The organism is Gelidibacter sp., assembly GCF_035577925.1.
In the GTDB taxonomy this organism is placed as follows: Bacteria; Bacteroidota; Bacteroidia; order Flavobacteriales; family Flavobacteriaceae; genus Gelidibacter.
On sequence record NZ_DATJCY010000116.1, the window covers coordinates 1 to 13,826 of the forward strand.

Below are 13,826 nucleotides of genomic sequence, written 5' to 3' on the forward strand. Positions count from 1 at the left end.
ATTGAAAGAAGTTAGCCGTCAAGGAATCGATATTATATTAACACCACGAGAATATCAAATTCTTGAAAAACTTCTGGAATCTAAAGGTGAAATCGTTTCCAAACAAACGTTGGTGCAGCAAATTTGGGGAAAGTCTTTTGACGCCAATACTAATACTATAGAGGTTTATATCAATTTTCTGCGTAAAAAAATAGATCGTCCATTTGGTAAAGAATCCATAAAAACCAAAATAGGTTATGGTTATTATTTTGAAGACTGATGAGTATTAGACGAAAAATATTACTGTATTTTTCTGCAACTATTATTAGTTTGTTGGGCATAACCCTGTTTTTTATCTACACCCTTTTTTACGAGTTTCGAGAAGAGGAATTTCAACAGAAACAGAAACAGAAAATCACTTCTACCATAAAGTTTCTTACAGAGATCAAACAGGCCGATGAATCAATTATTCAGGCCTTGGATCGCATTAGTATTAATGAGTTTTATGATGAAAAACTTTTGATTTTTGATGCTGCTAAAAACTTGATTTATTCCAGCATTGATGATTTGCAGATTCCTGATAAAGAGGTTAATGGCATTTTAAATGTGCTCACTATTGCGCATCCATGGTTGGAAACCAAAGACGATTTATATGACGTTGTCGGAGTATATGTCGAGTATAATAACAATACTTATTATGGCATTAATAAAGCCTTTGATGAATCGGGGTATTCTAAATTGGACTTTTTGCGCTATGTTTTAATTTTCACATTTCTGGGCATTTCATTGGCCATTATTTTAATAGCGTATTATTTATCTCGGATTATCGCTGAACCGATTGTGGATATTACCGAAAAAATTACCGATTACAATTTTGATACGCTTTATATTCCTATTGAAGTGAAACGTTCGGAGAATGAAATTGTGGTTTTGGCCGAACAGTTCAATAAACTTATGAAACGCATGAAAGAAGCGGTTTCCTTTCAAAAACATGCCATCAATCACATTTCACATGAATTGAAAACACCCATTGCCGTTTTGGTTTCCAATTTTGAACGCATGGAAAAAGAAACCGATTTGGAGGTTTTAAAAACGCAGATCCATCGTCAAAAAGAAGATACCAAAAGTTTAAGTGAAATTATAAATCTGTTATTGGAACTTTCTAAAACCGATACTGGACAAAGTATTCCAAAAACTGAAATCCGTGTGGATGAGCTCATTTTTGATACCATAGATGAATTGGCACAACTCTATCCCGATTTTGAATTTTCATTGGATTATTTAGGGAATACAGATAACGAGGCGTTATTGACCATACAAGGTTCTGCAAGACTTTTAAAAGCTGCATTTACCAATTTGATGTTAAATTCTATTCATTATAGCTCTAACAAAGAAGGGAATATTCAAATCATAACAGGTGAAAACCAGCTTCAAATCGATTTTATAAATAAAGGGCCGGTTATTGCGCCCGAAGAGCAGAAGTACTTGTTTCAACATTTCTTTAGAGGTAAAAACAGTAAGGGCAAATCGGGTTTTGGTTTGGGCTTGGTTTTTATCCATAAAATTATTTCCCAACACGATGGTCATGTTTCTTATTCGACCGACGGAAAACATTTGAACAAGTTTTCGGTCATCTTTCCATTACAAAATAGTTGATTTTTGAAAGAAACCTTAAGCTAAACTTTATCCATTTTAAGGTCTTTTTAAGGTCGTTTTGAAGTCTTTTGCCAGATGAAATGGAAAGATAAAAAACGAACTCCCAACATTCATAATCTCAAAATGAATGTTTTAATAGGCTTATTGATCACAATAAGCTGGAATGGATTTGCTCTAACTCAGCAAAAAGATACGCTTAAGTTAAGCAGGCAGCAGTATGAAGCGGTTTTCTTAAAGCAAAATTTAGTGTTGATGGCCGAGAAATTTAAAATTGATCAGGCAGAAGCTTTCGTGCTACAGGCTAAACTTTGGCCCAACCCCAATTTGACGCTCGAAGATGTTAATTTATGGGCTACCAAAAAACAACTCTCTTATTTGGACGAACCTTTACCTTCGGTTTTTGGAAGTGCAGCAAAGAACACTCAGTTTTCAGTGAGACTGGAACAGCAGATCATGACCGCAGGAAAACGTAAAAAGCAGATTGCCTTAGAAAAAGTAGGGGTCAAAGTAGCTGAACAAGAATTTGAGGAACTTTTACGCCAATTAAAATACGATTTTAGAAACACGCTTACTGAGTTGCAGTATCTGCAATTATATAGCAAGGTGTTTTTAAAACAACGCGATTTGGTCCAAAATCTTTTAACAGCTTATAAAAAACAGTTTGAAAGCAATTATATCAGTAAAGGGGATTTTATGCGACTTCAAACACTGCAACTGGAACTGTCCAAACAAATAATTGAGCTTGATAAAGAGCAAAATGAAAAGGAAAAGGATTTAAAAATTCTTTTGAGTATTACTGATCATGCGTCTTTGTTTGTGCTGGAAGATGATTTCACGCCAAATCTTCAAAAACTTGAAAGTATTGAATTCCTAAATCTTGAAGACGAAATTTTCGCACACCGACCGGATGTGAAGTTGGTTGAATTAGAAAATGAGCAGCTCAAAAGTTTGTTGATCTATGAAAAAGCACAAGCCATTCCTGATGTTAGTTTTAGTACTTCGTACGATAGGGGCGGAGGCGTTTGGCCAAGCTTTTTTGGTTTCGGTATATCCATAGATTTACCGTTTTTTAATAGAAATCAAGGTGCTATTAAACATGCGCATTTCGGAATTGAGAATACAACCATGCGATTTGATGACATCCGTTTACGTGTCAAAGCCGAATTTAATCAGCATTACAAAGACTTTCTTTCGGCATTGGCATTTTACCAAACTATAGATGTTGATTTTGAAAAGGATTTGGACACCATTTTTGAAAGTTATACCAAAAATTTTATCAGTCGAAATATAAGCTTGTTGCAGTATTTGGATTTTCAGGAAGCTTATCTGGAAAACAAAAAAATTATCCTTGAGTCCAAAAAAGAGATCCATCTTCATTTAGAAACACTTCAATATACCATCGGAAAAGAAATTTAAATACCATGAAAATATATAATATTAAAAAATTGAATATCAATATAATAAACCGTTTTTCTGTTTTTTTATTGCTGCTATTGCTTGTTTGTAGCTGTTCGCAAAATAAAAAAGAAAATGAAGTAGCGGTAGAAACTGGCTTTTGCCTCAATGATTTTATGAAGGACGATATCCTAAAAGTGGCTGTCGTAAAAAAACCAATTTCAGAATCTATTTTGTTAAATGCCAATGTAGAATCCAACCCAGATAAAACAGTGCATTTTGTGAGTTTGGTAAGTGGCGTCATCACTAAAACCTATTTCACGTTAGGTGAAGAAGTTAAAAAAGGACAGTTGCTTTTAGAAATGATGAGCAGTGAATTAAGCAGTTTAAGTTCACAGAAATTGAGTGTTCAATCTCAAATTCTTGTAGCACAACGCGAATTGGAATCTGTTCAAGAAATGCACAACGATAAAATAGCGTCACAACGCGATTTAATTGAAGCACAAAGTAATCTTGATGTTCTTAAGGCCGAGTTGCAAAATATCAATGCACAATTAAATTTATTTAGTGGCAGTAGTGACCGTGGTGTGTTTCAGGTTAAAGCACCAAGTACAGGAACCGTTATCAGTAAAAATGTGGCTCCGGGAATGCAGATTTCGGCAGAAAGCGATCCGCTTTTTACGATTTCTGATTTAGGTGAAGTCTGGATTATGGCCAATATCTATGCCGGTAATATTCCGTATGTAAAGAAAGATATGCCAGTGGAAATCACTGTTGATGCTTATCCTGACGCTTTGTTTTCTGGTAAAATTAATTCCATTTCACAGGTTTTTGATTCCAATGAACGTGTTCTAAAAGCGCGTATTTTAATGGATAATTCTGACCGTAAGTTAATGCCAGGAATGCTCGTGGATGCAAAAGTAGAAAAGGAAGATGGTGTTCTAGCCAATGCAGCTCCAATAAATGCACTGATTTTTGATGACAATCACTATTTTTTAGTGTTCTATAAATCCGATTGTGAAATAGAGATCAGAAAAGTCATTCCTAATGTTCAGAACAGTACCCATGTTTTTTTTGAAAATAGCATTGAAGAAGGCGAGCAAATTATTGTTAAAAATCATTTGCTGATTTATAACCATCTAAAAGCCTTAAAATAACTACGAATCATGAAAAAATTTGTTCAAGGTATTGTTGGTTTTTCCTTAAAAAACTCCACGATTGTATTTTTTCTGACTGGCTTATTGCTCGTTGCGGGAATAATTAATTATATCAAAATCCCGATCGAAGCTTTTCCTGATGTAACCAGTACCAGAGCGCGGATCATTACGCAATGGCCAGGTAGAAGTGCTGAAGAAGTTGAGAAATTTATTACACTTCCGGTTTCTAAAGCGATGAATACCATTCCTAAAAAAGCAGAAGTGCGTTCCACATCCTTATTTGGACTTTCGGTGGTAACGGTTATTTTTGATGATGATGTAGAAGATTTTTACGCACAGCAATACGCTTCAAACAGATTGCAAGGTTTGGCTTTACCCGAAGGAAGTGATGCTGAAATTGAACCGCCGTCCGGAGCTACAGGTGAAATTTTTAGATATGTGGTGAAAAGTGATTTGCCTATTAAAGAAATATCTGCCATTCACGATTGGACGATTGAGCGCGAATTGCTGTCTGTTCCTGGTGTGGCAGATGTGGCCAGTTTTGGTGGCGAAGAAAAAATTTATGAAATTCAAATTAATCCAAGCGAATTAAAAAATTATAACCTTTCGCCATTAGATGTTTTTGAGGCTGTTTCTAAAAGTAATATCAATGTGGGCGGCGATGTGATCCAACGTGGCGATCAAGCTTATGCCGTTCGTGGCGTGGGTTTATTGGAAAGTGTTGAAGATATTGAAAACATCTTGATTACGGTTAATGGTTCTACGCCTGTGTTGGTAAAGCATGTGGCCGAAGTGGTTATTGGTGCCAAACCACGATTAGGGCAAGTAGGTCTTGATGATGATAACGATTTGGTTCAGGGTATCGTAATTATGTTGCGTGGCGAAAATCCTGCTGATGTTATTGAAGGTTTAAAATCACGAATCGAGGAGTTGAATACCCGTGTTTTACCAAAAAACGTTGAAATTGTTCCATTTATTGATCGTTCGGAATTAGTAGATGCCACTGTAAGTACGGTGACCAAAAACTTGATTGAAGGCGTGCTTTTAGTATCGCTGATTGTATTTATTTTTCTGTACAATTGGCGCACCACTTTGATTGTAGCCTCAGTGATTCCTTTATCTTTTTTATTTGCGATTATCATGTTGCGCATTCAAGGTTTGCCAGCTAACCTAATTTCTATGGGTGCTTTGGATTTTGGATTGCTTTTAGAAGGCACCTTGGTTATCGTCGAATCGGTTTTTGTGTCACTTCAATTAAAATCACGACTTATCGGAAAAGAAAAATTTTCCAAAATTTCTAAATTGGGCATTATTAAAAAGAGTGTTGGTAAAGTTTCAACGCCAATCTTCTTTGCACTGTTTATTCTGATTATCGCATTAATGCCAATTTTCTCTTTCCAGAAAGTGGAAGGAAAAATGTTTTCGCCTTTAGCTTTTACTTTAGGTTACGCACTTTTGGGTTCGTTGATTTTAAGTTTAACCTACGTGCCAGCGATGTGTAAAGTATTGTTGAAAAATGGCGTTAATGATAAAGAAAGCTTGGTTTCTAAGTTTTTCAATGTGCAATTTTTTAAACTTTTCAAATTTACCGACAACTATGGAAAAGCAACGTTATATACTTTCTGTGGCTTATTGTTGATTTGTTTAGTGAAATTTCATTATTACGGTACGGAGTTTCTGCCAAAATTAAACGAGGGTGCTATTTATGTACGTGCTACTTTGCCCAACAGTATCCATTTGGAGGAGTCGGTTAAATTAGCAGAGAAAATGAAACAAAAAATAAAACAACATGACGAAATTAAATTTGTGTTGACCCAAACCGGTCGTCCCAATGATGGGACCGATCCGACAGGGTTTTTTAATATTGAATTCCACATTCAATTAAAACCTGAAGACGAGTGGAAACGCAATATTACCAAAGATGATCTGTTGGCAGAACTGCGTGCTGATTTGGAAACTTATCCAGGGATTAATTTTGGTTTTAGCCAGCCTATCCAAGATAATGTGGAAGAATATGTGGCTGGTGTAAAAAGTTCATTGGTGATTAAAATTTTTGGTGACGATTTGTTTGAATTGGAGAAAAAAGCCCATGAAGTAGCAGATGCCATTAGAGATGTTGAAGGTGTTACCGATTTGAATGTGTACGAAAATATAGGACAACCAGAATTGCGCATTCAGCTGCATGATAATAAAATGGCGAAATATGGAGTGACGATGTCTGATGCGCAATCTGTAGTAGCCATGGCTATTGGAGGTCAGGCAGCAACTACTTTTTATGAAGGCGAACGTATGTTTGATGTACGAATTAGATATCAAAAACAATATCGTGGCACTGCCGAATCTATTGGAAACATTTTAGTGCCAGTGCTTGATGGGCATCATGTGCCGTTAAAGGAAATTGCAACCATCGATTTTCATACGGGTCCAGCTTTTATCTATCGTGAAGGAAATAGTCGTTATATAGGTGTTGGTTTTAGTATTGAAGGTCGCGATTTGGGAAGTACGATTGCTGAAGCACGTCAAAAAGTAGAAGCCGAAGTTGAAATTCCGTCGTATAGCAAAGTGGAATGGGCCGGTGAATTTGAAAGTAAAGAACGTGCCAGTAATCAGTTGATGATGGTGGTGCCCGTTTCGCTATTGCTAATTCTCTTTTTGTTATATATGAATTTCGGAAATGTGAAAGATACTGTTATTGCAGCGCTTACATTGCCTTTCGCTTTTGTCGGCGGTCTGGTATCCTTATGGATTACAGGAACGGTTTTCGGGATTTCGGCAGGTATTGGATTTATCATTCTTTTTGGAGTTTCTACCATTAACGGACTTATTTTAATAACTGTTATTCATGAAAAACTTCAAGAGCGCCATCATTTAAAGAAAGCAATATCTTTGGGAGTGAAAGAAAAGATTAGACCTATTGTGATGATTGGCTTAATGGGTGCCATGGGTTTATTGCCAGCAGCATTGTCTAATGGAATGGGTTCTGAAATCCAGAAACCCTTGGCGATTATGATTGTGGGCGGAATCTTGATTTGTACTGTGCTTTCATTAACTGTTTTGCCACAGCTGTTTTATTTGGCTTATAAAAAATCAAAAGATTAACGTTGAAAAAGATCTAACAATCCCGATAAATTAACGGGATTGTTAAGATTAAATATAAATATCTAATAATAAGACTTTTAATTTGATAGCTCATGTTTTGAAAGCATTTATAAAATCTTAGAGATGTAAACGGTTATTGGTTTATTCCTTTCCCTTTTGTCTTTCCAATTGTCTTTTGATTTTTTCAATAGCAGATTCAATAGAGTTATCCGGTTCAATGATATTGTATTCGCCCCAGAACTCGGGATCAGAAAAACCGGAAGCTTCATCACTTAAAATTACCGAAGGTCGTAAGGTTTCTTTTCTGGTAAAACTTTCGCTTAAATCCTTTGCCCAATCGGTAATCGCCATCTCGCTGTTTAACGTGTAAATACTGTTAAACAATCGGCCTTTCCAAATCACTTTTATGGTCAATTGAAGATTGCTGTACCCATAATACCATTTGCCATCTTTTAATCTATAATCTATCCTATAAGCTGCTTCTGTCGGATAAACAGTTGCTTTATTGGGTTTCTTTTTAACAAACATTTCAGTGGCCATCTCACGGTTTTCGACATTCAAATTATAAATGGCGCTAATTAATGAAAAGGTTTCTACGTCAATGTAAAGTGTGCCGTAATACATGGGCTCCACTTGATCTGAATGTTGCTTGAATCGCACCACATATACCGATCGGTCATTGATTTCTGTAGGTTTGTCAAATACAAAATCATATTCCAAAAGGTTGTTGTTAGGAAAAATAAACTGTGGATATTTTATCATATCCGCATAAAGTGTGCTATAAGGTCCACCTTGCAATTTGACGGCCAAAGTGTCTAATTTATTGTAATCTGTGCTTTTTCGAGCTTTGATAAGTTTGATTTTATCTGGTTTGGTCGAACTGTAAGGTTCTTTATAAATTTCAACAATGGCTTCAGATAAAGATGCATTACGCCGTCTTTTTTTGATAGTCTCCCTATAGAACGCGGTCATAATGGTTTCTTCATCAAGATAATGCTTTGCTTTTTTGTCTAATGAAGCTTTTACTAAAGCACGTGCATCTTTTGGAGCATTAATTCTTACTTCTGAGAGTTCCATTATAGATTCTTGTAATGAAATTTCGTTGTCACTGTTTTTTAATTCAGAAACAGAAAGTGTTTTGGTTTGATACCCTAAAAATGAAACCGTAATATTCTTGTTTAAATGCACATTGGGCACTTTTAATAAAAATTCGCCATCAGAATTTGTGATGGTGCTAATGTTTGTTTCATCAACACTCAAGGTTGCAAAAGCTAAAGGTGTTTTGGATCTGCTGTCCACTAATTTGCCTTTGAATTCGGTGAAGTTTTGGTTTTTTTCTTGCGCTTGGAAATGAGCGCTCGAAAAAACATTCACTCCAATAAAAACGAAGAAAACAGTCCATAAAAAACGATTTTTTGCAGACCAATGCGCACTATCGATTTTAATTTTCATAACCTTCTAATTTATAGTCTTAAAGTACTAAAAAAAAAGGATTTAAAAGATGTTTTAGCTATAAATATTTTGATTGTTTATTATTCAAAGGCTTTGTTGTTTACGAAGAAAATAGCGTTGACGAAAAACAATTTGCCGTTTTCCCAAAAGTTTCTAAAAAGTACATTGTCTGCCATGTAGATAATGCTACCATTCCCGTGACGTTCTTCACCAAAAACCATTGAGTTTTCAAGGTTTTTCAAGGTGTTCTTTCCTGCAAAGCCAGCTATTTTTTTAGGTTTGTCATTGATATATCCAACATTGTAACCGTCTTCCAATAAGCTATATGCTGCAGTGCCCGATTTTAAGGTATAATAGTTTTTATCATATCCAAATGCCAACGGGTGGGTATGATCTACTTCTATATTGAAAATTGTGCCAGTTATCAAATTATTGGTGTCTTCACGTTCGCGCTCGGCATACGGTGTAAGATTGGCTTTTACAGAAGTGCTGTCATCAGATTCATTTCTTTTTAAACTGAAATCGTCATTGTTTGCAAAAATGTTTAGAGCTCCACCTATAGCGATTATCTTTCCACCTTTTTGGACAAAATCGCTCAATTTTTCGGTATTGGATGTGTTGAAGAAATTTCCATAAAATCCATGCGGAATTACCAAAACGGAATATTTGTTTAAATCCACATCAGCAAAATCGGACGTATTGATTGAGGTGACCGGATAATTTAATTGTTTTTCAAAAAAATGCCAAACTTCGCCATAGCCTAATGACGATGTGTAATTTCCTGAAAGTAATGCAATATTGTGTTTGTTGATCAATTTGACATCTGGAGATCCAAAATCTGGTCCTGACTTTGAAAATCCGCTAGAAACAGAAACCGCTTTTCTTTTAAATTTGTTAGCTGCTGCAATCACGATATCATCAAAATTTTCAACTTTTTTATTATCACCTCGAATGATAATTAAAGTACCCCTATCAAATGACTCTTCCGGATTTTTGGTTGTAAAAGGTCGCTCTGAAAAACGAATTTTGATATTTTGTTTTAATAGCTCAGCTAAAAATTCAGCATCTTTCATGTGGTCCCATTTTAGGACATAGGCTACTGAATTTGAGTTTTTGGTGTTCAGTTGAGGTGTTTTTCCAATAGCCGTTGTTCCTACTAAATTGGTGCTGGCTATGGCATCCAATCCATAGGCAAAAGGAAGGCTCCATGCCGTAATATCATACGTTACCGAATCGGCCAACTTAGTGGTCGGTTCAAATAAAACCTGAACCATTTGTCCTTTTGGCTGATTAGTGCTCACTACCAAATCTTCGGACGTTGTATTGGCTGCACTATTTTTACCATCTTTGTAATTATAGCCTGAAATTTTTCCTGCCGACGCTGTTCCGTATTTAATTTCGTGTAAGTCCAATAAGGATTTTAGGCCGTCAATCTTATCCGAAGAACCCTTCATCACATAGCTCTTATGTTTTAAGTTTTTATTAGCAAAGTATTTTTTGAATTCGGTGATTAGTTTTTCAGCATTTTTGGAAGCTATTTCAACCGTAGATAATCCTGTAATATGATGATGTTCCAAGCGGTCAACTAAGGTTAATACTTCGCCTTCATCATTGCGTACGCCCAATCCAGATTGACCGGCTTGTTCGTAGGTCATCCCAATAGCGCCGAGGTATGTAGGATAAGTATCGCCATAACTTGGGTACAATAAATCAAAACGCTCGCGTGTAAAATATAGCCAGCCATTCGCATCAAAGTATTTGGCATGATTTTCTCCAATTTGCGTTTGGAAATCACGTTGCCAAGTGGTTATGATATCATGATAAGGCTCAGCAGCAGGTGCGAAATAGTAAGGTTCATTGATGCCTTGTTCGTGAAAATCAACATGTATTTGTGGTAGCCATTTATTGTAAATTTTTATTCTGGCCTGAGTTTCTTTTTGCGTTGCCCAAACCCAATCCCTATTGAGGTCAAAAAGATAGTGATTGGAGCGTCCTCTTGGCCAAGGTTCATTCTGTTCGCTGGCCTGTTGATCTATATTATAAGGTGTATTTTTGGTTTGATTGTACCAATTGACATAGCGGTCGCGACCATCAGGATTCATACACGGATCCATGATGATAACCGTGTTTTTTAACCATTCTTGCTTTTCGGTTAAAAGTGTGTAAACGGTTTTCATAGAGGCTTCAGTGCTCGATGCTTCGTTGCCATGAACATTGTAGCTTAGCCATACAATTGCAATATTTTCTGAAGATGAATTTCCGTCGGTTGATTCTGTGTTTTTTAAATGGTTGGTTCTGATACTTTCCAGATTTTTTATGTTTTCTTCGGATGAAATAATAGCGGTATAAAGTGGTCTTCTTTCATTGGTTTCTCCATATTGTTCAAGTTTTACCTGATTGGGCATTTGTGCTGCCACCATTTTAAAGTAATCCACAACTTGATGATGTCTTGAAAATTCTGTGCCTAAGGTATACCCCAAAAAATCGGATGGCGATTGAATTTGTTGTGCTTGTGTTGCCAAGATATTGCTCGTCAGAACAACTAGAAATAGGAATAGTTTTTGCATTTTGTATAAGTGTGAAATATTTTTAGAGTAAAGATACCAACACCAAGTGAATTAACTGAAATTTAAGATGTAAAAAATGCCAAGAGCATTATCTTTACATTTCATTTTTAAAATTGATTATGCCAACCAATTATATCCCATTTAGAGACACTCATTATTTTTCGTCCTTGATCTGCGACTATTTAGATGAAAAGGAGGATTTGAAACCGTTTTACAACCGTTTTCCAACACTCGATAATTTTAAAATCCAAATAGAAGAAAAGCGTAACACTTACAATAAAAATAATAGGGCAGAATTGGTCAAGGCACTTATGTTGCAATATGAAAACTTAAAGATATCTTCTGCAACGCTCACTAATATTGATCTTTTAAAACACGGCACCACTTTTACCGTAACCACAGGGCATCAGTTAAATTTGTTTACGGGACCTTTGTATTTTTTTTACAAGATTATTTCGACCATCAATCTGTGTAAGCAATTAAAGCAGGATAATCCTACGTATAATTTTGTTCCGGTGTATTGGATGGCTACCGAAGATCATGATTTTGAGGAGATTAATTTTTTTAATTTCAAAGGAAAAAAATTACAGTGGAATAAAAATGCATCGGGTGCTGTGGGTAAGCTTGATTTGGATGGTTTGGATGATGTATATGAAGTGTTTGCCGCACAAATGGGTAACAGTGATAATGCGAAATCTTTAAAACAATTGTTTCGCCAAGCTTATCTTGAGCACGATACCTTAACAAAAGCGACCCGGTTTTTAGTAAATAAACTGTTCGCTATATACGGACTTGTTATTTTAGATGGGGATGATCCTATTTTGAAAAAACTATATGTTCCATATATCGAAGAAGAACTCATTAAACAAACGTCTTTTGAGAAGGTGTCAAAAACCAATGAGCAAATCAATAAATTATCGTCCCAATATAAAATTCAGGTCAATCCGAGGGAAATTAATCTGTTTTATCTGAAAGAAAATTTAAGAGAACGGATTTTTGAATCTAATGGTCAATTTGGAGTTTTGAATACCAATATCCGATGGGATAAAGATGAATTGCTTGCTGAAGTCAGAGAACATCCCGAGCGTTTTAGTCCCAATGTGATTTTGCGTCCCATGTATCAAGAAATTATTTTGCCTAATCTGTGTTATATTGGCGGTGGTGGAGAATTAGCGTATTGGTTACAATTAAAATCTAATTTTGAATCCCAAAATGTCACCTTTCCTATTTTATTATTGAGAAATTCCGCGCTACTCGTTTTTGAAAAGCAGATGGAGAAACTTAAGAAACTAAATGTTTCGGTGGAAGATTTGTTTTTGGGTGAAGACGATTTGATGAATAAGGTCACAAAATCCATTTCTGATATTACTATCGATTTTAGCCCGCAAAAAGAACAGCTTCAAAAACAGTTCGAAACGCTATATGTATTAGCAAGTCAAACAGATAAATCGTTTAAAGGTGCTGTTGCAGCACAAGAAGTCAAACAAATAAAAGGTTTAGAAAATCTCGAAAAACGTTTATTGAAAGCTCAAAAACGAAAGCTTGATGATGTCCTGCAACGTGTTAAATTGCTTCAAGATGAATTATTTCCCCGACATAGTCTTCAAGAACGTCAAGTCAATATCTCTGAATTTTATTTAGAATACGGCGAAGGCATTATTCAAACCTTGGTTCAAAACTTAGAACCCTTGAAAGCCGAATTTTTAGTCTTGGACATCTCAAATCAATAGGTCGAAATTATGAAAAGTATGCACAAAATCGACTTGGATTTGATAGAGATGACTCTTGATATCATGAAATATGTTATTGGACGTGTTTCTGCAACCGAGCATCTTATTGGCAAACCTAAAAAGGAAGAAGAACTCAAAAAACTAGTTGGCGAAACCATAACCCCTAAAGGCGTTGGCGGTGAATATGCCTTTAATCTTTGGAAAGAACATCTTGCAGATGCTAATGTCCCGGTTGATCACCCTCGAAATTTGGCGTTTGTGCCTGCATCTCCAACAAAGGCGGCCATTATGTTTGATTTGATTACTTCGGCATCCAGTATTCATGGTTCTTATTGGATGGAAGGCGCTGGCGGTATTTTTTGCGAAAATGAGGCCATGCGTTGGATGGTATCGCTTACAGGAATGCCCGAAGGTGCTTTTGGTGTATTTACCAGCGGTGGTACGACAGCTAACCTTTCGGCCATTGTTACTGCGAGAGAACATTGGCGAGAAAATCCCGAATTTCAAGGAGAAAAAGGCTTGATTATTACTTCAATTGGCGCGCATTCATCTATTAAAGCGATGGCAAAAGTGGCCGATGTGGATATTCTTTTAGTCGATTCTGAAGAGCGATTAACAGGTGAAGATTTGAAAAAGGCGATCAATGACCTAACGGCGCACCAACGGAAACGTCTTTTTGCTGTGGTCGCCACCGCGGGAACAACCAATGCCGGTATCATTGACCAATTGGATACGATTGCCGAAGTATGTCAGCAAGAAAACCTATGGTTTCATGTGGATGCTGCTTATGG

At 36.1% G+C, this 13,826-nt stretch carries 9 protein-coding genes; 7 read left to right on the forward strand and 2 right to left on the reverse strand.

The genetic code is table 11. The features are described from left to right. The 5 genes from VNJ50_RS04050 to VNJ50_RS04070 all read left to right on the forward strand — a co-directional run. Window positions 1-259, forward strand: a 259-nt coding sequence (locus VNJ50_RS04050) for a winged helix-turn-helix domain-containing protein (protein ID WP_325579298.1), incomplete at its 5' end; no start/stop codon positions are given. Continuing rightward, window positions 259-1,635, forward strand: coding sequence for a HAMP domain-containing sensor histidine kinase (locus tag VNJ50_RS04055; RefSeq protein WP_325579300.1), 1,377 nt, complete (start codon window positions 259-261; stop codon window positions 1,633-1,635). The genes VNJ50_RS04050 and VNJ50_RS04055, both read left to right, overlap by 1 nt. Before the next feature lie 75 nt (window positions 1,636-1,710). Further along, on the forward strand, window positions 1,711-3,051 hold the full coding sequence (locus tag VNJ50_RS04060) for a TolC family protein (RefSeq protein ID WP_325579302.1): 1,341 nt from the start codon (window positions 1,711-1,713) through the stop codon (window positions 3,049-3,051). 5 nt (window positions 3,052-3,056) lie between these two features. After that, window positions 3,057-4,187, forward strand: coding sequence for an efflux RND transporter periplasmic adaptor subunit (locus VNJ50_RS04065; protein ID WP_325579304.1), 1,131 nt, complete (start codon window positions 3,057-3,059; stop codon window positions 4,185-4,187). A gap of 9 nt (window positions 4,188-4,196) precedes the next feature. Next, a complete protein-coding gene (locus VNJ50_RS04070) occupies window positions 4,197-7,286 on the forward strand; it encodes a CusA/CzcA family heavy metal efflux RND transporter (RefSeq protein ID WP_325579306.1) in 3,090 nt (1,029 codons plus the stop codon). A gap of 141 nt (window positions 7,287-7,427) precedes the next feature. Here the strand turns inward: VNJ50_RS04070 and VNJ50_RS04075 are convergent, their stop codons facing one another. Further along, entirely contained in the window at window positions 7,428-8,738 is a 1,311-nt protein-coding gene (locus VNJ50_RS04075; protein WP_325579308.1) for a carboxypeptidase-like regulatory domain-containing protein, read from the reverse strand. Between the two features lie 80 nt (window positions 8,739-8,818). Next, complete coding sequence (locus VNJ50_RS04080; protein ID WP_325579310.1) at window positions 8,819-11,305, reverse strand: M14 metallopeptidase family protein; 2,487 nt, start codon at window positions 11,303-11,305, stop codon at window positions 8,819-8,821. Between the two features lie 119 nt (window positions 11,306-11,424). On the opposite strand from VNJ50_RS04080, the gene bshC reads away from it, so the two are divergent. Then, entirely contained in the window at window positions 11,425-13,035 is a 1,611-nt protein-coding gene (gene bshC, locus VNJ50_RS04085) for a bacillithiol biosynthesis cysteine-adding enzyme BshC (protein WP_325579312.1), read from the forward strand. 18 nt (window positions 13,036-13,053) lie between these two features. Further along, a partial coding sequence (locus VNJ50_RS04090) for a pyridoxal phosphate-dependent decarboxylase family protein (RefSeq protein ID WP_325579314.1) occupies window positions 13,054-13,826 on the forward strand: 773 nt, incomplete at its 3' end.

Coding starts and splice junctions, on each gene's coding strand:
- bshC (WP_325579312.1), top strand. CDS start 11,425: ATGCCAACCAATTATATCCCATTTAGAGACACTCATTATTTTTCGTCC.
- VNJ50_RS04060 (WP_325579302.1), top strand. CDS start 1,711: ATGAAATGGAAAGATAAAAAACGAACTCCCAACATTCATAATCTCAAA.
- VNJ50_RS04070 (WP_325579306.1), top strand. CDS start 4,197: ATGAAAAAATTTGTTCAAGGTATTGTTGGTTTTTCCTTAAAAAACTCC.
- VNJ50_RS04075 (WP_325579308.1), bottom strand. CDS start 8,738: ATGAAAATTAAAATCGATAGTGCGCATTGGTCTGCAAAAAATCGTTTT.
- VNJ50_RS04055 (WP_325579300.1), top strand. CDS start 259: ATGAGTATTAGACGAAAAATATTACTGTATTTTTCTGCAACTATTATT.
- VNJ50_RS04065 (WP_325579304.1), top strand. CDS start 3,057: ATGAAAATATATAATATTAAAAAATTGAATATCAATATAATAAACCGT.
- VNJ50_RS04080 (WP_325579310.1), bottom strand. CDS start 11,305: ATGCAAAAACTATTCCTATTTCTAGTTGTTCTGACGAGCAATATCTTG.